Source organism: Kitasatospora sp. NPDC022856, assembly GCF_055561235.1.
Genome location: NZ_JBVHHE010000003.1, coordinates 255,050 through 275,980, shown reverse-complemented (window position 1 = coordinate 275,980; position 20,931 = coordinate 255,050). Strand labels below are relative to the sequence as shown.

General features: G+C 73.1%; 15 protein-coding genes and 1 tRNA gene. 2 read left to right on the top strand and 14 right to left on the bottom strand.

Annotated elements, in window-relative coordinates; genetic code table 11:
* Positions 1–91: 91 nt before the first annotated feature.
* The 7 genes from rho to ACZ34W_RS06080 form a co-directional block, all read right to left on the bottom strand.
* Complete coding sequence (gene rho / locus ACZ34W_RS06110) at positions 92–2,206, bottom strand: transcription termination factor Rho (protein WP_465602116.1); 2,115 nt, start codon at positions 2,204–2,206, stop codon at positions 92–94.
* Positions 2,207–2,810: 604 nt separating this feature from the next.
* Positions 2,811–3,746: a homoserine kinase gene (thrB, locus tag ACZ34W_RS06105; RefSeq protein WP_352289361.1), complete on the bottom strand. Its 936-nt coding sequence runs from the start codon at positions 3,744–3,746 to the stop codon at positions 2,811–2,813.
* Between the two features lie 548 nt (positions 3,747–4,294).
* On the bottom strand, positions 4,295–5,383 hold the full coding sequence (gene thrC / locus ACZ34W_RS06100) for a threonine synthase (protein WP_329489603.1): 1,089 nt from the start codon (positions 5,381–5,383) through the stop codon (positions 4,295–4,297).
* An 8-nt stretch (positions 5,384–5,391) separates the two neighbouring features.
* On the bottom strand, positions 5,392–6,684 hold the full coding sequence (locus ACZ34W_RS06095) for a homoserine dehydrogenase (protein WP_329489602.1): 1,293 nt from the start codon (positions 6,682–6,684) through the stop codon (positions 5,392–5,394).
* Between the two features lie 136 nt (positions 6,685–6,820).
* Positions 6,821–8,212 carry a diaminopimelate decarboxylase gene (gene lysA / locus ACZ34W_RS06090; protein WP_465602113.1) on the bottom strand — a complete coding sequence of 464 codons (1,392 nt, stop codon included), beginning with the start codon at positions 8,210–8,212 and terminating at the stop codon, positions 6,821–6,823.
* Between the two features lie 87 nt (positions 8,213–8,299).
* Positions 8,300–9,961, bottom strand: coding sequence for an arginine--tRNA ligase (gene argS, locus ACZ34W_RS06085; RefSeq protein WP_465602111.1), 1,662 nt, complete (start codon positions 9,959–9,961; stop codon positions 8,300–8,302).
* Positions 9,962–10,034: 73 nt separating this feature from the next.
* The gene (locus tag ACZ34W_RS06080; protein ID WP_329492246.1) at positions 10,035–10,454 is read right to left on the bottom strand and encodes a response regulator; all 420 of its coding nucleotides are present in this window, start codon (positions 10,452–10,454) and stop codon (positions 10,035–10,037) included.
* 187 nt (positions 10,455–10,641) lie between these two features.
* On the opposite strand from ACZ34W_RS06080, the gene ACZ34W_RS06075 reads away from it, so the two are divergent.
* Positions 10,642–10,713, top strand: a tRNA-Arg gene (locus tag ACZ34W_RS06075).
* Between the two features lie 145 nt (positions 10,714–10,858).
* Here the strand turns inward: ACZ34W_RS06075 and ACZ34W_RS06070 are convergent.
* The 5 genes from ACZ34W_RS06070 to ACZ34W_RS06050 form a co-directional block, all read right to left on the bottom strand.
* Positions 10,859–11,704: an LppX_LprAFG lipoprotein gene (locus tag ACZ34W_RS06070; RefSeq protein WP_465602109.1), complete on the bottom strand. Its 846-nt coding sequence runs from the start codon at positions 11,702–11,704 to the stop codon at positions 10,859–10,861.
* Positions 11,705–11,790: 86 nt separating this feature from the next.
* Complete coding sequence (locus ACZ34W_RS06065) at positions 11,791–12,795, bottom strand: trypsin-like serine peptidase (protein ID WP_465602107.1); 1,005 nt, start codon at positions 12,793–12,795, stop codon at positions 11,791–11,793.
* Between the two features lie 271 nt (positions 12,796–13,066).
* Entirely contained in the window at positions 13,067–14,632 is a 1,566-nt protein-coding gene (locus ACZ34W_RS06060; protein ID WP_442906952.1) for an MFS transporter, read from the bottom strand.
* Between the two features lie 228 nt (positions 14,633–14,860).
* Entirely contained in the window at positions 14,861–16,564 is a 1,704-nt protein-coding gene (locus ACZ34W_RS06055) for a DUF885 domain-containing protein (RefSeq protein ID WP_329489596.1), read from the bottom strand.
* Between the two features lie 64 nt (positions 16,565–16,628).
* Entirely contained in the window at positions 16,629–17,318 is a 690-nt protein-coding gene (locus ACZ34W_RS06050; RefSeq protein WP_465602105.1) for a rhomboid-like protein, read from the bottom strand.
* Between the two features lie 274 nt (positions 17,319–17,592).
* Here ACZ34W_RS06050 and ACZ34W_RS06045 point away from each other — a divergent pair, with 274 nt between their 5' ends.
* The gene (locus ACZ34W_RS06045) at positions 17,593–18,327 is read left to right on the top strand and encodes a TetR/AcrR family transcriptional regulator (RefSeq protein ID WP_329489594.1); all 735 of its coding nucleotides are present in this window, start codon (positions 17,593–17,595) and stop codon (positions 18,325–18,327) included.
* 99 nt (positions 18,328–18,426) lie between these two features.
* Here ACZ34W_RS06045 and ACZ34W_RS06040 read toward each other — a convergent pair whose 3' ends face one another.
* Both ACZ34W_RS06040 and ACZ34W_RS06035 read right to left on the bottom strand, forming a co-directional pair.
* A complete protein-coding gene (locus tag ACZ34W_RS06040; protein ID WP_329489593.1) occupies positions 18,427–19,278 on the bottom strand; it encodes a fumarylacetoacetate hydrolase family protein in 852 nt (283 codons plus the stop codon).
* A 341-nt stretch (positions 19,279–19,619) separates the two neighbouring features.
* Positions 19,620–20,852, bottom strand: a complete 1,233-nt coding sequence (locus ACZ34W_RS06035) for a serine/threonine-protein kinase (RefSeq protein WP_465602103.1) — start codon at positions 20,850–20,852, stop codon at positions 19,620–19,622.
* Positions 20,853–20,931: the final 79 nt, after the last annotated feature.

Below are 20,931 nucleotides of genomic sequence, written 5' to 3'. Positions count from 1 at the left end.
GGTTCTAAATGTCCCAACTCTGGAACAAGCACAGAACCCTGGCCCGCTCGCGCGGACCAGGGTTCTGTGCTCACGAGCCGCTCGGCAGCGGTCAGTCGCCGGACCCGGGGGTCGTCTTGGCGATCTGCATGAGGAACTCGGCGTTGCTCTTGGTCTGCTTCATCTTGTCCAGCAGCAGCTCGATCGCCTGCTGCGAGTCGAGCGCGTGCAGCACCCGGCGGAGCTTCCAGACGATGGCCAACTCCTCGCTGCCCAGCAGGATCTCCTCCTTGCGGGTGCTGGAGGCGTCGACGTCGACGGCCGGGAAGATGCGCTTGTCCGAGAGCTTCCGGTCGAGCTTGAGCTCCATGTTGCCGGTGCCCTTGAACTCCTCGAAGATGACCTCGTCCATCCGCGAGCCGGTCTCGACCAGCGCGGTGGCCAGGATCGTCAGCGAGCCGCCGTTCTCGATGTTGCGCGCGGCACCGAAGAACTTCTTCGGCGGGTACAGCGCGGTCGAGTCGACACCACCGGACAGGATGCGGCCGGAGGCCGGCGCCGCCAGGTTGTAGGCGCGGCCCAGACGGGTGATCGAGTCCAGCAGGATCACCACGTCGTGGCCCAGCTCCACCAGGCGCTTGGCGCGCTCGATGGCCAGCTCCGCGACGGTGGTGTGGTCCTCCGCCGGGCGGTCGAAGGTCGAGGAGATGACCTCGCCCTTCACCGACCGCTGCATGTCGGTGACCTCTTCCGGACGCTCGTCCACCAGGACGACCATCAGGTGGCACTCGGGGTTGTTGTGGGTGATCGCGTTGGCGACCGCCTGCAGCACCATCGTCTTACCGGTCTTCGGCGGCGCGACGATCAGTCCGCGCTGGCCCTTGCCGATCGGCGACACCAGGTCGATGATCCGGGTGGTCAGGATGCCCGGGTCGGTCTCCAGGCGCAGTCGGTCCTGCGGGTAGAGCGGGGTCAGCTTGTTGAACTCGGGACGGCCGCGGCCGCTCTCCGGGTCCATGCCGTTGACGGAGTCCAGCCGCACCATGGCGTTGAACTTCTCGCGGCGCTCGCCGTCGCGCGGCTGGCGCACCGCGCCGGTGATGGCGTCACCCTTGCGCAGGCCGTTCTTGCGGACCTGGGCGAGCGACACGTAGACGTCGTTCTGGCCCGGCAGGTAGCCGGAGGTCCGGACGAACGCGTAGTTGTCGAGGATGTCGAGGATGCCCGCGACCGGGATCAGCACGTCGTCGTCGCCGACCTGCGGCTCGGCGGGGCCGACCTCGAAGCCCTCGCGGCGGGTGCCGCGGCCCCGGCGGTCACGGTAGCGGCCCCGGCGGCCGCGACGGCCGTCGCCGAACTCGTCGTCGTCGTAGCCGCCCTGCTGCGCCTGCGGCTGGGCCTGCTGGCCACCGCTCTGGCGGCTCGGCTGGCTCTCGCCCTGACCGCCCTGCTGCTGGCCCTGGCCACCCTGGCCCTGACCCTGGCCGCCCTGGCGGTCGGCACGGTCCCGGCGGTTGCGGCGGTCACGGCGCGACTCGCGGGAGTCGGCGTCCTGGCCGGCCTGGGCGTCGCCGCCCTCCTGGCGGCCCTCGCGCTCGCCGCCCTCGCGGCGGTCGCGGCGGTCCCGGCGGTCCCGGCGGGTCTCGGTACGACCCTCCTCGCGGCCCTCGAAGCCGCGGGCCTCGGCCGGGCGGGCCTCGGCCTGCTTGGCCTCGGTGGCGACGGCGGCGGGCGCCTCGGCGACCGCGTCGGCGGTCGGCGCGCCGGCGGCCGAGGTGGCCCGGCGGCGGGTGCGCTCGGCACGGGCCGGCGCGGCGGTCTCGGCGGCGGCCTGGACCGGGATGTCGATCTGGGCCTGCTCGTCGGCGGCCGGGGCCTCGGCCTGGGCGGCCTTGGTCCGGCGGGCGGGCTTCTCCGCCTGCTCGGCGGAGCCGGCCTTGGCGGCGGTGCGCTTGGCGGCCGGAGCGGCGGCGGGAGCGGCACCGGCGGCGAGCAGCGGGTCCCCGCCGCTCTTCTCCTTGATGGCCTCGATCAGCTGGCTCTTGCGCAGGCGTCCCGTGCCGCTGATACCGAGCGTCGAGGCGAGCTTCTGCAGCTCGGCCAGGACGAGGCCGTCCAGGCCCGCGGCAGCGGTGCGACGGCGCCGGGCCGGGGCCGCGGGGGCGGCGGCTGCGTCCGACGCCTCGGCGTCCGGGCGCGCGCCCATCAGATCGGTGGTGTCGCTCACTAAGGGTCCTTCCCTGGAGCGGACGTCGGCCTGTCTGGCTCGGCGACCGGTTGTGCTGTCCTGACCAACGCTCGACTGCGTCGGTCCGAGGCGGTGATCCCCCGGATGGCGGGTAGCCAGTCGGAGGAGAGCTGCGAGGTGCGGTGCGTGATGCACGGTGGTGCTGATTGGCGCGGTGGGACGGTCGCATGCCGACCCTCCCCCAGCCGGCCATGGCCGGGTGGTACCCCCACGCTGCCTGCGAATCCCGGGCCCCCGTCGCGTGACGGTGGCCCGCGCTCCGCCCGTCCTTGCCTCAAGGTGGGAGGCCGCGGGTGGGAGTCAGGTGCCGTCACGGCTTCGGGATGCGGCCGCAAGTCGCGCAGGCAGGCTGCGTACGCGCTGCGGTGGGCTCCCGGAGAATCGTCGCCCCGTACATCGCCGGGACTCCGCCTGGGCGGAGTGCTGGGATCGGGACGCGGCGCACCGAGCCCCGGAGGGCACCTGGTGCAGCAATGAGGTTAACACTACCGACCCCCTCAGACATTCCCCAGCCTTGCGCTTGCCAATCGTGTCCGGACGGTCCGGCCCGGACACGGCCGGATCCGGGCCGCCGGACCGGTGCTCAGCCGTCGAGCGGGAGCACCGAGGCCCCGGCCCGGTCGAGCTCCAGACGGTGTGCGGCGAACACCGCACCGCCCTGACCTGCGTCCTCGGCGAAGGCCAGCACCTTGTCGGCGCCCGCCTCGTCGGTGAGCGCGAGTACGGTCGGGCCGGCGCCGGAGATCACCGCGGGGATGCCCTCCGCGCGCAGCGCGCCCACCAGGGCGGCGCTGTCCGGCATCGCGGAGGCCCGGTAGTCCTGGTGCAGCCGGTCCTCGGTCGCGGCGAGCAGCAGCTCGGGCCGACGGGTCAGCGCCTCGACCAGCAGCGCGGCACGGCCGGCGTTGACGGCGGCGTCGGCCAGCGGGACGGTCCGGGGCAGCAGACCGCGGGCGGTCTCGGTGAGCACCTCGGTCGCCGGGACGAAGACCACCGGGACGACCCGGTCGGACGGCTCCAGGGTGACGGCCTTGGCCGACTCCTCGTCCGTCCAGGCCACCGTGAAGTTGCCGCGCAGGCAGGCCGCGACGTTGTCGGGGTGGCCCTCCAGCTCGGAGGCGAGGGCCAGCAGCGCGTCGTCGTCCAGCGCGGACGGGCCGCCGATGGTGACGGCACGGGCGGCCACGATGCCGGCGCAGATCGCGGCGGAGGAGGAGCCCAGGCCACGGCCGTGCGGTATCCGGTTGGCGCAGACCACTTCGAGGCCGCGCGGCTGGCCGCCGAGCCGGTCGAAGGCGGCGCGCATCGCGCGCACCACCAGGTGGCGCTCGTCCCGGGCGAGCGTCTCGGCGCCCTCACCGGCGATGTCGACGGTGAGCCCGGAGTCGGCGACCCGGACGACCACGTCGTCGTACAGACCCAGCGCGAGTCCGAAGGCGTCGAAGCCCGGGCCGAGATTGGCGCTGGTCGCGGGAACCCGGACCCGGACGGCGGCGGCACGGAACGCAGGACCGGCCATGCGGTGGACTCTCCTGGGGAAATCGGGCGGCGCGAAGCGCGTCGGTGCGAGGGTGGGAGGGGGCCGCGGGCCCCGATCGGGGTGGGCGGTCACAGCCGTCGTCGCGACCCCTGGAGGGGTCGGACCCGGGGCATGTGCCACACGGCCGGACCCAGAGTATCGAAGAGAGGTTCCACAGTGGTACACCCCGTGGGCCTTCGATCTGGTGTGTTGCCGTTTCTGGCCGGAATACGTGCCGGAATGGCACCGGAATACGTGGCTGAATTGACACAAAAGTGTCAGCCGAGAACGGCTGTGGGCCGCCCCCCGAAAGGGGGGGTCGGCCCACTGCGTGTTCGCCCGCTCGCCTCCGGGGCGCTTGACCCGGTGCCGACGGTCGGCGCTCCAACGCCCCTCGTTCCTCGGGGCGTCCTCGCTTCTCCCTTTCGGCACCGGCGCGCCCCTTCGGCTCGGGGCGGGCCGGCTCAAGGCGGGGTCGGCTGGGCGGATCCTGGTCCGGGGGCGGTGATTCGGCCAGGTCAGGCGGGTTCCGGTCAGACGGCTTCCGGTCAGTCGAGCAGGCCGAGGCGCTGGGCGGCGGCCTCGGGGTCGATCGGGACGATCTGCGGCTGCGGCGCGCCGGCCACCGCCCAGTCCGGGTCCTTGAGGCCGTTGCCGGTCACCGTGCAGACGATCCGCTGGCCCGGGTCGACCAGGCCGGCCTCCGCCTTGGCCAGCAGGCCGGCCACCGAGGCGGCCGAGGCGGGCTCCACGAAGACACCCTCCTGCGCGGCCAACAGCCGGTAGGCGGAGAGGATCTGACGGTCCGTCACCTTGTCGATGAGGCCGCCCGACTCGTCCCGCGCGGCGAGCGCGTAGTCCCAGGAGGCGGGGTTGCCGATCCGGATCGCGGTGGCGATGGTCTGCGGCTTGAGCACCGGGGCGCCGTCCACGATCGGGGCCGAACCGGAGGCCTGGAAGCCCCACATGCGCGGCGTCCGGGTGGACAGTCCGTCGGCGGCGTACTCGCGGTAGCCCTTCCAGTACGCGGTGATGTTGCCCGCGTTGCCGACCGGGAGCACGTGGATGTCCGGCGCGTCGCCGAGCATGTCCACGATCTCGAAGGCGGCGGTCTTCTGGCCCTCGATCCGCACCGGGTTCACCGAGTTGACCAGCGCCACCGGGTACTTCTCGGACAGTTCACGCGCAAGGGTGAGGCAGTCGTCGAAGTTCCCGTCCACCTGAAGGATCTTGGCGCCGTGGACCAGCGCCTGGCCCATCTTGCCGAGCGCGATCTTGCCCTGCGGCACCAGCACCGCCGACACCATCCCGGCACGCACCGCGTAGGCGGCGGCGGAGGCCGAGGTGTTGCCGGTGGAGGCGCAGATGACGGCCTGGGCGCCGTCCTCCTTGGCCTTGGAGATGGCCATCGTCATACCGCGGTCCTTGAAGGACCCGGTGGGGTTGGCACCCTCGACCTTGAGGTAGACCTCGCAGCCGGTGCGCTCGGAGAGCACCTGGGCGGGCACCAGCGGCGTGCCGCCCTCCAGCAGGGTGACCACGGGCGTGGTGTCGCTGACCGGCAGGCGGTCACGGTACTCCTCGATCAGCCCGCGCCACTGGTGGGTGTGCGCGCCTCTGGCGATCACGGCGTTCATGGCTCTTCCTACTCCCCTTCGACCCGCATGATGCTGGCCACGTCCCGCACGCTGTCCAGCGCGCGGAGCTTGTCGACCGTCGCCGACAGGGCGGCGTCGGTGGCACGGTGGGTGACCACGACGAGCGAGGCGTCGCCGTCGCGGCCCTGCTGGCGCACGGTGTCGATGGAGACCCCGTGCTCGGCGAAGACGGACGCCACCTGGGCGAGCACGCCCGCGCGGTCGTCCACATCGAGGCTGACGTGGTACCGGGTGACGACCTCGTCCATCGGCTTGGCCGGCAGCCGGGTGTACACCGAGTCGCCGGGGCCGGTGGCGCCGGCGAGCTTGTTGCGGCAGACCGCGACGAGGTCGCCGAGGACCGCCGAGGCGGTCGGCGCGCCGCCCGCGCCCGGGCCGTAGAACATCAGCCGGCCGGCCGCCTCGGCCTCCACGAACACCGCGTTGTACGCCTCGCGGACCGAGGCCAGCGGGTGCGTGAGCGGGATCATCGCGGGGTGGACCCGCGCGGTGACGGACGCGCCGTCGGCCGCCCGCTCGCAGATCGCCAGCAGCTTGACGACACAGCCCATCTGCTTGGCGGAGGCGATGTCGGCGGCGGTCACCTCGGTCAGTCCCTCGCGGTAGACGTCCGCCGCGGTGACCTTGGTGTGGAACGCGATGCCGGCCAGGATCGCGGCCTTGGCGGCCGCGTCGAAGCCCTCCACGTCGGCCGTCGGGTCCGCCTCCGCGTAACCGAGCGCGGTGGCCTCCTCCAGCGCCTCCGAGTAGCCGGCGCCGGTGCTGTCCATCTTGTCGAGGATGAAGTTGGTGGTGCCGTTGACGATCCCGAGCACCCGGTTGACCTTGTCCCCGGCCAGGGACTCGCGCAGCGGGCGGATCAGCGGGATCGCGCCGGCCACCGCGGCCTCGTAGTACAGGTCCACCCCGGCCTCGGCGGCCGCGGCGTGCAGCTCGGTGCCGTCCTTGGCGAGCAGCGCCTTGTTGGCGCTGACCACCGAGGCGCCGTTGCGGAACGCCGACAGGAGGAGGTGTTTGGAGGGCTCGATGCCGCCCACCACCTCGATCACCACATCGATGTCGCCCCGGTTGACCAGGGCCTCGGCATCCGTCGTGATCAGGTGCTCCGGCACGCCCGGGCGCACCCGCCCGGCCCGGCGGACCGCGATGCCGGCGAGCTCGACCGGCGCGCCGATGCGCGCGGCGAGGTCGGCGGCGTCCGTCGTCATGATGCGCGCCACCTCGGAGCCCACCACACCACAGCCCAGCAACGCCACCTTCAGCGGCCGCGTACGCATCATCCGACTCCGCTCTGCATTCTTCGTGCTTCGGTTTCCGGCGGTATTTCGGGGATCCGCCGGATCTTCGGTCTGTACCAGTCTCCGGGACTTTCCGTACGGATCTACGGTCGTTCCATGATCTGAGACAAGAATTTCGTCATCCGATATCGAGACGCAGGAGATCCTCCTCCGTCTCGCGCCGGACGATCACCCGGGCCGCACCGTCCTTGACGGCCAGCACGGGAGGCTTCAGGGCGTGGTTGTAGTTGCTCGCCATCGAGCGGCAGTAGGCACCGGTGGCGGGCACCGCGATCAGGTCGCCCGGGGCCAGGTCGGCCGGCAGGAAGGCGTCCCGGACGACGATGTCGCCGGACTCGCAGTGCTTGCCGACCACCCGGACCAGCATCGGCTCGGCGGCGCTGGCGCGCGACACCAGGGCCACGGAGTACTCGGCGTCGTAGAGCGCGGTGCGGATGTTGTCCGACATGCCGCCGTCCACACTGACGTAGGTGCGCAGACCCTCCAGCGGCTTGATCGTGCCGACCTCGTACAGCGTGAAGGCGGTCGGGCCGACGATCGCGCGGCCGGGCTCGACGGAGAGCCGGGGGGCGCTCAGGTTCGCGGCGGCGCACTCGCGGCGGACGATGTCGGCCAGCGCGGCGGCGATCTCGGCCGGCTCGCGCGGGTCGTCCTCGCTGGTGTACGCGATGCCGAGACCGCCGCCGAGGTCGATCTCGGGCAGCTCGACGCCGTGTTCGTCGCGGATCTCGGCGAGCAGGCCGACCACCCGGCGGGCGGCGACCTCGAAGCCGGCCATGTCGAAGATCTGCGAGCCGATGTGCGAGTGGATGCCGCGCAGCTCCAGGCCGGGGTGGCCGAGCACCCGGCGGACCGCCTCGGCCGCCGCGCCCCCGTTCAGCGAGAGCCCGAACTTCTGGTCCTCGTGGGCGGTGGCGATGAACTCGTGGGTGTGCGCCTCGACGCCGACCGTGACCCGGATCAGCACCGGCTGGCGCACGCCCTGCCGGCCGGCGATCGCGGCCAGCCGCTCGATCTCCTCGTAGGAGTCGAGCACGATGTGGCCGACGCCGGTCTTCACCGCGTGTTCGAGCTCGTCCACCGACTTGTTGTTGCCGTGCAGCGCGATCCGCTCCGGCGGCATCCCGGCGGCCAGCGCCACGGCCAGTTCGCCGACGCTGCACACGTCGAGGTTGAGGCCCTCCTCGTGGAGCCAGCGCACGACCGCCTTGGAGAGGAAGGCCTTGCCCGCGTAGTAGACGTCCGCGCCGGTACCGAAGGCCTCGCGCCAGGCGCGGGCCCGGGCCCGGAAGTCGTCCTCGTCCATGACGTAGGCCGGGGTGCCGAACTCGGCGGCGAGCCGCTTGACGTCGAGGCCGCCGACGGTGACCACGCCGTCCGCACCGCGGGCGACGGTCTTCGACCAGACCTTGGGGTCGAGCGCGTTCAGGTCGCTCGGCGGCGCCTGGTAGTGGCCCTCGGTCAGCACGTCGCCGTGCCGGGGGCCTGCGGGGTGTGCGGAGCGGCTCATCTCTGCTTACTTCCTTGGCTTATGGCGAGGGGCGGCGACGGTCCTCGTTGACCGTCCGCCGCCCCCGCTGTGCGCTTGGGGGTGGTCCTACATCCGCTCGGGCGCCGTCACGCCCAGGAGCGTGAGGCCGTTGGCCATGACCGTGCGGGTGGCCTCGACCAGCCACAGCCGGGCCCGGTGCGTGTCGTTGAGCTCTTCGTCGCCCTTGGGCAGGAACATGCAGTTCTCGTACAGGCGGTGGTACTTGCCCGCGAGGTCCTCCAGGTAGCGCGCGACCCGGTGCGGCTCGCGCAGCTCGCCGGCCGTGGCCAGGATCCGCGGGAACTCACCGAGGGCGCCGAGGACGTCGTTCTCCCACTGGGTGGCGAGCAGCTCGGGTTTGAAGTCCCCGGCCGGGCCCTTGTCGACGCCGAGCTCCGCGGCCTTGCGGGCGACGCCGCACATCCGGGTGTGCGCGTACTGGACGTAGTAGACCGGGTTCTCGTTGGTCTGGCTGGTCAGCACGTTGATGTCGAGCGTGATCGTGGAGTCGGTGGAGGAGCGCGCCAGGGTGTACCGGGCGGCGTCCACGCCGATCCAGTCGACCACGTCGTCGATGGTGATGATGTTGCCGGCCCGCTTGGACATGCGGACCTCTTCGCCGTCGCGAAGCATCTTCACGAACTGGCCGATCTTGACCTCGATGTTGCGGTCCATGTCGTCGCCCGCGCAGGCCGAGATGGCCTTGAGGCGGTTGACGTAGCCGTGGTGGTCCGCGCCCAGCATGTAGACGGAGACCTCGGAGCCGCGGTCGCGCTTGGAGAGGTAGTAGGCGGCGTCGGCGGCGAAGTAGGTGGTCTCGCCGTCGGCCTTGACCAGGACGCGGTCCTTGTCGTCGCCGAAGTCGGTGGTGCGCAGCCAGATCGCGCCGTCCCGGTCGAAGACGTGGCCCTGCTCGCGCAGCCGCTCGATGGCCTTCTCGACGGCGCCGGAGTCGTGCAGCGACTTCTCCGAGAACCAGACGTCGAAGTGGGTGCCGAACTCCTCCATCGAGCGCTGGATCTCGGCGACCATGAGCTTGAGGCCCTCGGTGCGGAACACCTCCGACTGCTCGCCCTCGGGCAGGTCGAGCACGCCGGGGACGCCGTCCACGATCGCCTTGGCGATGTCGACGATGTACTCGCCGACGTAGCCGTCGGCCGGCACGGGCTGCCCGTTGGCGGCGGCCTTCAGCGAGCCGGCGAACTTGGAGATCTGCACGCCCGCGTCGTTCAGGTAGTACTCGGTGGTGACGTCGGCGCCGGTGGCCCGCAGCACCCGGGCGAGCGAGTCGCCGACGGCGGCCCAGCGGACGCCGCCGATGTGGATCGGGCCGGTCGGGTTGGCGGAGACGAACTCCAGGTTGATCTTCAGGCCCTTGAGCGCCTCGTTGCGGCCGTAGGACTCGCCCGCCTCGACGATGCTCCGCGCCAGCGCGCCCTGGGTGGCGGCGTCGAGTGTGATGTTCAGGAAGCCCGGCCCGGCGATGTCGACCTTGGCGACCCCGGGCAGTGCACGCAGGCGGGCGGCCACCAGGTCGGCCACGGCTCGCGGCGGCCGACCGGCCGACTTCGCGAGCTGGAGGGCCACGTTCGTCGCGTAGTCGCCGTGGTCCCTGTTCTTGGGTCGCTCGACCGTCACGTGCTCGGGCACGGCGACGGCCAGCTCGCCCGCCTCGACGGCGGCGCTCACTGCGGCCTGGACTGCCTGGGAAAGCTCTGCGGGGGTCACGACGCCAAGCGTAGGCGAGACGGGGTACCCGCTCGCCACCCGGTTTGCCGGTTGAGACGCCCGCGCGCCGTGCTCAGCCGCGATCCGTGCGCTCTGTTCGCTCAGGGCGAAACCCGTCCGGCCTCGCCGTCCGCGCCATCAGCCGCCAGACCAGCGCCACCAGATCGGCGGGGTCGAAGGGCTTGCCCAGGTAGCCGTCCACCCCGACCGCCTCCCCGAGGTCGAGGTCGGCCGGCGTGCAGGCGCTGACGATCGCGATCGGCAGCCCGCTGGTCACCGGCGCCGCCCGCAGCCGGGCCGCCGTCCGCAGGCCGTCCAGCCGCGGCATCACGACGTCCAGCGTCACCACGTCCGGCCGGACCCGGCGGACCACCTCCAGGCACTCGGCGCCGTCGGCGGCGGTCACCACCTCGAAGCCTTCCAGCTCCAGGTTGACCCTGATCAGCTGACGGATCACCTCGCTGTCGTCCACCACGAGGACCCGCCCGGACACTCCCGACACCTCACCGAGGGTATCGGCGCGCCCGCCGCCCCGTCCGGCCTTTCCGGACTTCCGCTCCCCCTCCGGCCCCGCTCCGCTCCCCGCCGCCGGGCCGGTGGTGGAAACCCGTGCACGGACCACGCCCCGGGCCTGGTAATGTTCTCCACGTCGAAGCGAACGCGACGACAACACCAAGCAGGCCCCCGTAGCTCAGGGGATAGAGCACCGCCCTCCGGAGGCGGGTGCGCAGGTTCGAATCCTGCCGGGGGCACTTCGCGAGAAGTGCAACAGAGGCCCAGATCAGTGGAGTTCATCCACGGATCTGGGCCTTCGTCATGTCGACGGCGGGGCGGGCGGCATGACCGGGGCCGCCGCCCGGGAAGGACGGCGGCCCCGGCGCTCCGTGCGGCTCGCGGTCAGCCGGCCACCGGGGCGGCGAAGGTCTCGGCCGGGCCGAAGTCGGAGAAGGTGACCTTGTTGACCGCCTTCACGCCCTTCATCTCGACCTGCTGCTCGGCGTAGCGGGTGCGGCCCGCGCGGTCGATCCACTGGTCGAAGTCGAAGCCGGTGGTGCCCTTCGCCTTCAGCGACTTGTACGTCCGCGGGTCGACGGTGCTCAGCTGTTCGGTGCTGATGTGGCCGGTGAGGTGGTAGACGGCGACGCCGTCACGCGTCTCCATGCCCTTGCGCGCACCGGGGCCGGCGGCCAGCAGCAGCTTGGCGTAGTCGGTGTAGTCGACGACCGCGTTGTCGGTGGAGCGCGGCATCTTGGCCCACTCGTCACCCGGCGTGGACAGGTCGCGCAGGTAGCTGGCGTCGGCCGTCGTCAGGCTCTCGATCCAGAGGATCGGCTCGGCGACACCGGGCGCGGTGGTGCGCATCTCCATCCGGCCGGTCCAGACGCCGTTGAGGTTGCTGCGGCCCTTCATGGTCGACAGCGCCACCCCGCCACTCTCGGTGATCATGACCACCGAGACCGCGTAGGGCGACTTGTCGGCCGCGGCCAGGGCCTGCTCGGGGTCGAAGGCACCCTCGGCGGCCGGGCTCGCGGACCCGGTGGCGGCCGAATTCGCGGGCGCCGGGGCGGTGGTGGCCGGCGAGGAGGCGGTGGCCGTCGGGGAGGCCGTCGGGGCAGCGGAGGCCGCGGCGGAGTTCGGGGCCGGCTGGGCGGCCGACCCGGTGTCGTCGTTGCACCCCGCCACGGTGGCGAGGGCCAGGGCCGTCGCCGCGATCGTCAGGGCGGTGGTGCGGGAGGTGGTCACGGTTGGGGCTCTCCGGGTGTGTCGGTTTCGTCGACGGAGAGTGTTTCATGTGAAGAACGCCGTTCGAACCGCTGTCCGGGCCGGGCTCAGGATGCCGCGTCCACCGCCTCCTCGTAGAGGGCCGCCACGGTGTGGTCGAAGGCGGCGCTGTAGGAGGTGTCGGGGCTGTCGCCGCCCTCCTGGTAGCCGCCGATGACGCCGACCACATGGCCGGTGGTGGTGCTGATCCACGGGCCGCCGCTGGTGCCGCCGGAGTAGCCGGGGCAGTCGACGACGCGCTGGTAGGTGCTCTGGCGGCCGGTGGTGTTGCCGCACAGGAGCGGCGCCTCGGTGCCGCTCGGGTACCCGTAGAGGCGGACGGTGACGCCGAAGGGCTCGTCGGTGCCGAGCTGGTTGGCGCCGACCACGTCCTCGATCCGGCGGCCGCCGTCGGACGCGGTCTCCAGGACGGCGAAGTCCTCGTCCTGGTCGCCGTCCCGCGACCAGCCGGTGGTGGTGTGGATCGCGGTGACCCGCCAGGTGCCGTAGGGGGCGGCGCCGTCGCGGTAGCCGGGGACGAAGGTGACGCCGGCGGCACTGTCGAGGCAGTGGGCGGCGGTGATCAGCAGGTTCTTCGTGGTGCTGTGCAGCACGCTGGCGGTGCAGAAGTGGTCGCCCGCCGTGACCTTGCCGCTGAACAGGGCTCCCACGGTGGCGGATTCGGGCGTGGCCGGGGCCACCGCGGTGGTGCCGAGCGGGCCCGGGACGGTGGCGGCTGTGGCCGGGTCGGTGGGCGCCTCGGCGGCGGCCTGGTCGGTGGTGGCCTCGCCGGCGGCCCCGTCCGTGGGCGCCCCGGTGGCGGCCGGGGCCGCCGCGTGCGCCGCCGCCTCCGGCGCCGGGGCAGAGGACGAGGGCGCGGGCGCGGGCTCGGGCGCGGGGGACGACGTGGCGGCCGCCGGGGCGGTCACCGTCGGGCTGCCCGCCGCCGTCACCTCCGAGGTCACGCTGTGCGCGCCCGTGACGACGGCCGCCACGGTGAGCACCGAGAGCAGGGTGAGGAGGGTGGGGGCCAGAAGCCGGCGTCGGGGCTGAAGGCGACGGTGCTGGCCCATGCCTGGTCCTCCTGACCTGGATGTCGGTGCGAGTACCGTCCGACTATGGCCCAGGGAGCTGGGAGGGCTGTGACGTCCGGCTGGGAGCCGGATGAGAAATCCTCCGCCCGGCGGCCCGGGGGCGGTCGGTCCCGAGGCGTCACCCCGGGGTCCGCCCCCCGGCACGGCGGCGCCTCCCCGCTCCCGGGGTGGCCGGGAGCGGGGAGGCGCCGGAGGTCGACTGCGGGACCTCGGGGCATGTTTCAGTCGGCGCGGGTACCGGGGCCGCGGCTCATCGGGCGCGCTGCCGGTGGCTCGGCGCCGCCGCCCCCGCGGTGGCCGCCGCGCCGGCCTGCGCGCCCGCCCCGGACACGGTCTCCCCGGTGGCCTCGCCGGGTGCCGGGCGGTGGTTGATCATCAGGAAGGCGATCAGCGCCGCCGCCAGCAGGATGCCCATCGCGACCCAGGTCGCGATCACGTACCCGTGCACCGCGCCCTGGGCCTGGACCTGGGGATTGCCGGCGATCCGGGTGGCCAGGTACGTCGCGGTGGCACTGGCCGCGATCGTGTTCAGCAGCGCCGTACCGACGGAACCGCCCACCTGCTGGGCCGAGTTGATGGTGGCCGACGCGGCGCCGGCCTCGTTCGGGGCGACGCCCAGGGTGGCCAGGCTCATCGCCGGCATGAACACCAGGCCCATCCCGAAGCCGAGCAGCAGCTCGGCGGGGAGCACCATGCCGGCCCACGGACTGTCCACCTTCATCTGGGTCAGCCAGGCCATCGCGGCCGCGGCCAGCAGCAGCCCGGGCCCGATCAGGTTGCGCGAGGGCACCCTGGTCATCAGCCGGGCCGCGAACCCGGTCGAACTGATCACGATGGCGGCCGTCATCGGCAGGAAGGAGACGCCGGACATCACCGGCGAGAAGTGCTTGATCACCTGGAGGTAGTAGGTGAGGAACAGGAACAGGCCGAACATCCCGACCATCGCCAGGCCGATCGAGAGCGCGGCGCCGCCGCGGTTGCGCTCGCCCACGATGTGCAGCGGCAGCAGCGCGTGCTCGGTGCGCCGCTCCACCAGCACGAAGACCACCAGCAGGAGCGCGCCGAGCGCCAGCGAGCCCAGCACCAGCCAGTCCACCCAGCCCCGGCTGACCGCCTCCGACGTGCCGAAGACGATGGCGAGCAGGCCGCCGCAGCCCAGGAACGCGCCGGGCAGGTCGAGTTTGACCCGGCGGCCCTTGGCGACGTGGTCCGAGGTGAGGATCGAGAAGGCGGCGAAGGCCGTCGCGATGGCGATCGGGGTGTTCACGAACAGGCACCAGCGCCAGTTCAGGTACTCGGTCAGCAGGCCGCCCAGGAGCAGGCCGATCGCGGCGCCGCCGCCGGCGATGGCACCGAAGATGCCGAACGCCGTACTGCGTTCCCGTGGATCGCTGAAGGTGGTGGAGAGCAGGCCCAGGGCGGACGGGGCGAGGAGTGCGCCGAAGGCGCCCTGGAGGGCGCGGGCCGCGAACAGCATCGCCGACCCGGACGCGGCGCCGCCGATCGCGGAGGCGAGGGCGAAGCCGAGCAGGCCGATGATGAAGACGCGTTTGCGGCCGAAGAGGTCGCCGAGCCGGCCGCCGAGGAGCAGCAGGCCACCGAAGGCCAGCGTGTAGGCGGTGATCACCCACTGCCGGTTGGCATCGGATATCCCGAGGTCCTTCTGGGCCGAGGGCAGGGCGATGTTCACGATGGTGATGTCGAGGACGATCATCAGCTGGGCGATGGCGATGACCGCCAATGCCCACCAGCGACGACTGTCCGCCGCCTTATGACCGGTGGCAGGTTGAGCAGACACTGGGGGAGCCTTCCGCAGGGGTTCGGAGAGGTCACGCAGTCGCCTTCCAGCCAAACGCTCCGCGCGGCGAATGGCAAGGAAAAAGCTCACCAAATCGGACGAATGGGACTAATTGACCACTGGCCCGGGACCACGGGACCAGGCCCGCCCCGGCCGGGGGCGGCGAAGAGCCCCCGGGTGCCCCTGCACCCGGGGGCCGTGCCGTCGGCCGCCCGGGCCGGGGCACCCGCCGTCGCCGGCACCGCACTACAGCGCGGCCAGCTCCGCCACCAGGTCGTCCAGCCCCAGCGAGCCCTGCGAGAGCGCCGCCATGTGCCAGGCCTTGAGGTCGAACTCCTCGCCGCGCGCCTCGTGCGCCGCCCGGGCCGCCGCCCGGCCGCGCTGCCAGGCCCGCTCGCCGAGCTTGTAGCCGATCGCCTGGCCGGGCATGCCGAGGTAGCGGACCAGCTCGCTGTCCAGGACCTCCGGCGCCAGCCCGCAGTACCGGCCGAAGAACTCCCGGGCGGCGTCCGGCAGGACGGCCTCGCCCGGGCGGAACGGGGAGTCCGCGGGGAAGTCCAGCCCGACGTGCATGCCGATGTCGACGATCACCCGCAGCGCGCGCATCATCTGGGCGTTGAGGTAGCCGAGCCGGTGGCCCGGGTCGGTGAGGTAGCCCAGCTCGTCCATCAGGCGCTCGGCGTACAGCGCCCAGCCCTCCATGTTGGCGCTCACCCCGCCGATGCTGACCTGGTAGGTGGAGAGCCGGTCGGCGACGTAGTTCCACTGCGCGAGCTGGAGGTGGTGGCCGGGAACGCCCTCGTGGTACCAGGTGGAGACGAGGTCCCAGACCGGGAAGCGCTCCCGGCCGATGGTCGGCAGCCAGGTCCGTCCCGGGCGGGTGAAGTCCAGCGACGGCGAGGTGTAGTACGGCGCGGCCGCGCTGCCCGCCGGGGCGATCATCGACTCGACCCGGGTGACCGGCTCGGCCAGGTCGAAGTGGGTGCCCTGGAGGTCGCGGATCGCCCCGTCCATCAGCCCCTGGAGGTACTCACGCGTCGCTTCGGCGCCCTGGACGGCGGGGCCGTCGCTCTCCAGCCACCGCATCGCCTCCATCGGGGTGGAGCCGGGGAGCACCTTCTCGGCCTCCGCCTCCATCTGGGCGAGCAGGCCGTGGAACTCCTGCCAGGCCCAGCCGTACGCCTCGTCCAGGTCGAGGTCGGCGCCGGTCCAGTAGCGCACCCACCGGCCGTAGCGCTCGCGCCCGATGGTGTCGGAGGTGCCGGCGGCGGCCGGGCCGTAGACGTCGCGCAGCCAGTCGCGCAGCGCGGCCACCGCGGCGGCAGCGGCGGCGGCGGGCCCGGCCAGCTCGGCGCGCAGCCCCTCGGGTGCCTGCCGGACGAAGACGCCGAACCAGCCGGCCTCGTCCCCCTCCAGCCAGTCGCCGAGCTGCTCGACCACGGTGCTCACCTGACGGGGGCCGGAGAGCAGACCGCGCTCGATGCCCGCGGCGAGGGTGGCCCGGTACTGCTCCAGCGTGAGGGGCACCCGCGCCAGCCGGCGCCCGATCACCGCCCACTGCTGCTCGGTGTCGGCGGGCATCAGGGTGAAGACGTCCCGCACGTTGTGGACCGGTGAGGCCAGGTTGCGAACCGCGCGGAAGCCCTCCCCCGCGTCGTGGACGGCGAGCGAGGCGGTGAGCCGCTCGCGCAGCAGCCGGGCGCAGCGGCGCTCGGCCTCGTCCTCGGCAGCTCCGGCCCGCTCCGCGTCCGCGAGCCGGGCGAGCGTGCGGCGTCCGAGTTCGGCGAGCGCCTCGTCACCGGCCGGGGAGAGGTCGGGGAGTCGGTCGTCGTCGAGGTTGAGCCCGAGGTACACCGCGGTCAGCGGGTCGAGCTCGGCCAGGGCCTGCACGTAGTCGTCGGCAATACGGCGCGGGGTGGTGCCGTCGGAGCTGATCAGTTCTTCAACCATCCGGACATCATTTCGCGGCCCGGGCCGATTGCAAGCCCCTACCCTGTGGCATGGACCGGCCATTTCAGACCTCCGCCCGGCGCTCCCGCCTGCGCCGGAGCAGCAGTCCCGGGTCCCACCTGGACCGGCCGCGGGCGAACCGGAAGAAGCAGAGGCCGATCAGCACCGCGCAGAAGTGTCCGAGGTCCGTGAAGGTGTGCGAACCGACCAGCGGCACCAGGTAGAAGGCCAGCACGCCGCCCCCGTACAGCAGTCGCCAGCGGCCGGCGAAGCGGTACGTCAGCACGGCGACCACACCGGCCAGCGCGTACGAGACGCCGACGTCCACCGTGCCGGCCAGGCTCTCCCCCAGCCGGCCGCGCATGATGCCCCGGGCGACCACCCCCTCGCTGACGAGGGTGGCCAGCACGTGGGCGGTGGCGGCCACCGCGAACCAGCGCGGCGTGCCCAGCCAGCGCTCCGCGTTGGCGTGGAAGAGGGTGAACAGCACGAAGTAGAGGAGGAAGCTCGACTGCTCGGTCCAGAGCGCGCTGGCCACCAGGACGTGCACCGGGTCCGAGCGGAGGTTCTCCAGGTTGGTCGAGCGGGCGGCCAGGAACCAGTCCAGCCGCGCCGGGTCCATCCGCGCCACCACGAAGCTCGTGGCCGCCAGGAGCAGCAGCCACAGGTACGTCCCGGGCGCCGACCGGACCCACCGGAGGACCGCGCCCGGCACCCGGCGCACGGCCGCCGTCCACTGCACTGCCCGCGCCATCCGGCGGCCCTCCTCGAAGCGACGGCGACGATCCGTCCCCATGGTCGGCGCCCGGCCCGCCGTGCGGCGGGCCGACCCGCCGGGGCGGGCGGTCGCGGAGCGGCGGCGGGTCACGAACGGGCCGGGGCAGGTCGGGGCGGCGGGGCCGGGGCGGCGGGGTAGCTGGGGCGGCCGGGCGGCCGGGCGGCCGGGGCGCCCGGGCGGCAAACATCCGTTCGGAATGATCGGTGCAGGCAAGGATCCGATCGGACCGGCGACCATTACGCTGACCGCCATGGAAGCCAGCTCAGCGCCCGTCCCACCGTCCTCCGAGGCCCGGCCGCGGCGCAGCGGGTACCGGCGGCTGACGGTGCAGCAGCGACGGGACCAGCTGATCGCGGTCGCCCTGGAGCTCTTCGCCTCGCGGCCGCCGGACGAGGTGAGCCTGGACGACGTGGCGGAGGCCGCCGGGGCCTCCCGACCGCTGGTGTACCGCTACTTCGCGGGCGGCAAGCAGCAGTTGTACGAGGCCGCGCTGCGCACCGCCGCGGAGGAGCTGACCAGCCGGTTCACGGTGCCGCTGACCGGCAGCCCGACCGAGCAGCTGGCCGCCGTGCTGGAGAGCTACTTCGCCTTCGTGGCCGAGCACGACGCCGGGTACTCGGCGCTGCTGCGCGGCGGCTCGGTGGTGGAGACGCAGCGCACCTCGGCGATGGTGGACGACGTCCGGCGGGCGGCGCTCAAGCGGACCCTGCGCCACCTCGGGGTCCGGGAGGCCGGGCCGCGGCTGACCCTGCTGGTGCGCTCGTGGATCGCGGTGGTCGAGGGCACCTCGCTGACCTGGCTGGACGAGGGCCGCGCGCTGCCGGTGGACGAGTTGCGGGAGTGGCTGGTGGACCAGTTCGTGGCGATGGCCGCGGCGACGGCGCTGCACGATCCGCAGACGGCGCAGGTGCTGACCGCGCTGCTGGCGCTGGAGGGCCCGGACGCACCACGGACCGCCCGGCTGCGGGCCGCGCTCGGCGGCTGAGGCGCGGGGCGCGGCGGTTCTTCGCGGGCGGGTCCGGCTCGCTCTCGCGGCCCGACCCGCGACCCCCGTGCCCGGGGTCGGGGTCGGGCCGCCCGGACGTCAGGCCTTGCCGAGCACCTGACGCTGGCGGCCCAGCCCGTCGATCTCGATCTCCACGACGTCCCCGGCGGTCAGGAACGGCGTGCCCGGGTGGCCCAGGGTGACGCCGGCCGGAGTGCCGGTGACGATCACGTCCCCCGGCTCCAGCACCATGAACTGGCTGACGTACCGGACGATCTCCAGCACCGGGAAGATCATCTCGGCGGTGGAGCCGTCCTGCCGCAGCCCGCCGTTGACCCAGAGGCGCAGCCGCAGCCGCTGCGGGTCGGCGACCTCGTCCGCGGTGACCAGCCAGGGGCCGAGCGGCGTGAAGGTCTCCGCCGACTTGCCCTTGTCCCACTGGCCGCCGCGCTCCAGCTGGAAGGCCCGCTCGGTGACGTCGTTGGCGATCGTGTAGCCCGCGATCGCCTCCGCCGCCTCCCGGTGGCCGGCCAGGTACCGGGCGGTGCGGCCGATCACGATCGCCAGTTCGGCCTCGTAGTCGGTCTTCTCGCCGCCCCGGGGCACCAGCACCTCGTCGTACGGGCCGACCACGGTGTTGCTCGGCTTGAGGAAGATCACCGGCTCGTCCGGGATCGCCGCGCCGGCCTCGGCGGCGTGGTCCCGGTAGTTGAGCCCGATCCCGACCACCTTGCCCGGCCGGGTGACCGGAGCGCCGACCCGCTGCCCGGCGATGTCGGCCACCGGCAGCAGGCCGGCGGCCGCGTCGCGGGCCAGCGCGGCCGGGTCGAGCCCGGCCAGGAAGGCGCCGTCGATGTCCCGGGCGCGCCCGGAGAGGTCGTACGCGGTGCCGTCGTGGCCCAGCGCGATCGGACGCTCGGCGCCCGGTGGTCCGACACGGAGGAGCTTCATCTGAGCGTCACCACCACTTTCGTCTCAGCTCGCCGGTACGGCCGCACACACCGCACCGAACTCTTGTTGCGAGGTATATCAACGGCTGCCGCCTGCGAACCAGACAGTCCAGCTCGGCGAATTCCTATCAATTCCCACAACCCGGAGCAGCACCGAATCAGGTGCCCGTACGGTTGACAGCCCTCGGCCCGGGCGACGGCCACCGGGCGGCCCGGGCGGCGCGGGGCTCCACCACGGGGCTCCGGCACAGGGCTCCACCGTGGGCGGACGGGCCTCCGCCCGGGGTGAACGCGCGGGTGGGCGGCCCGGCGCCGGTCGGTCGTCGGGCGACCGCCGGGGTGTCAGCTCTGCGCGGGGCCGCCGAGGAGCTGGTCCAGGGGTTGTGCCCGGGCCGGGCCGGGGCCGGCCTCGTCGCGCTCCCGCTCCCAGCGGTCGAGGTCGCGCAGGACGTCGGCGTGCGCCCTCGGCTCGCCGGACAGGGCCGGGGCCAGCTCGCGCAGCAGCGCGGCGGCGGCGCCCGGGCTGCCGGCGCGGGCCAGCCAGAGGGCGAGGTCGTGACAGGTGCGCAGGGTGCGGAGGTCGGCCGGGCCGAAGCTGCGGGCGAACCGCGGGATCAGCTCGGTCAGCATCCGGACGGCCTCCTCGGGCCGGCCCTCCACGCCGTACTCCCAGGCCCGGTCGGCCCGCTGCCGCAGCGCCTCGGGCGGCTCGGGCGACGGGGCCGGGGTGCTCCGGCCGACCGGGGTGCTCTGCCCGACCGGGATCTCGCGCAGCCGGCGGCGCACCTCGGCGGCGTCGGCGGGCCGGTCGGCCGGGTCCTTGGCGAGCAGCCGGCGGATCAGGGCGGCGAGCGCCGGGTAGGGGGTGCGCACCGGCGGCGGCGGGTCGTTGAGGTGCTGGTACATCATGGTGACCGGCGATCCGGCGTTGAACGGGCGCTGTCCGGTGCAGAGTTGGAAGAGCACCACGCCGAGCGCGTAGAGGTCGGCCCGGCCGTCGATGGCGCCGCCGGCCCAGCACTCGGGAGCCAGGTACGGCGGGGTGCCGATGACCACACCGGTCGACGTGAGCCCGGTGCCCGACTGGGTGAGCAGCCGGGCGATGCCGAAGTCCAGCACCTTGGCCTCGCCGCTCTCGGCGATCATGATGTTCTCCGGCTTGATGTCCCGGTGCACCACGCCGGAACGGTGGGCGGCGTCCAGCGCCTTGCAGACCTGCCGGGCCCACTTCAGCGCGAGCGCCGGGTCGGGCGTGCCCTCCTTGAGCACCGCGGACAGCGGGCGGCCGCGGACCAGCTCCATCACCAGGTAGTGGGTGGACCAGGCGCCCTGCTGGACCCGGCCGTAGTCGTGCAACGTGACGATGTGCGGATTGGACAGGCTGCCGGCGGTCTTGGCCTCGCGGACGAACCGCGCGACCGCCTCCTCGTCGCTCGCCTTCTCCTCGGAGAGGACCTTGACCGCGACCGCCCGCCCGATGTTGTTGTCGTGGGCCGCCCAGACCACCCCGAAGCCGCCCCGGCCGAGCGTCCGGTCCAGCCGGTAGCGGCCGTCCAGAACCTCCCCAGCCCTCATGTCTCCCCCAACCCCCGGGTGCACCGGATACGAACAGCGTCCACCGTGACCGGGGCCACCATAGCGTCGGGGGAGGACA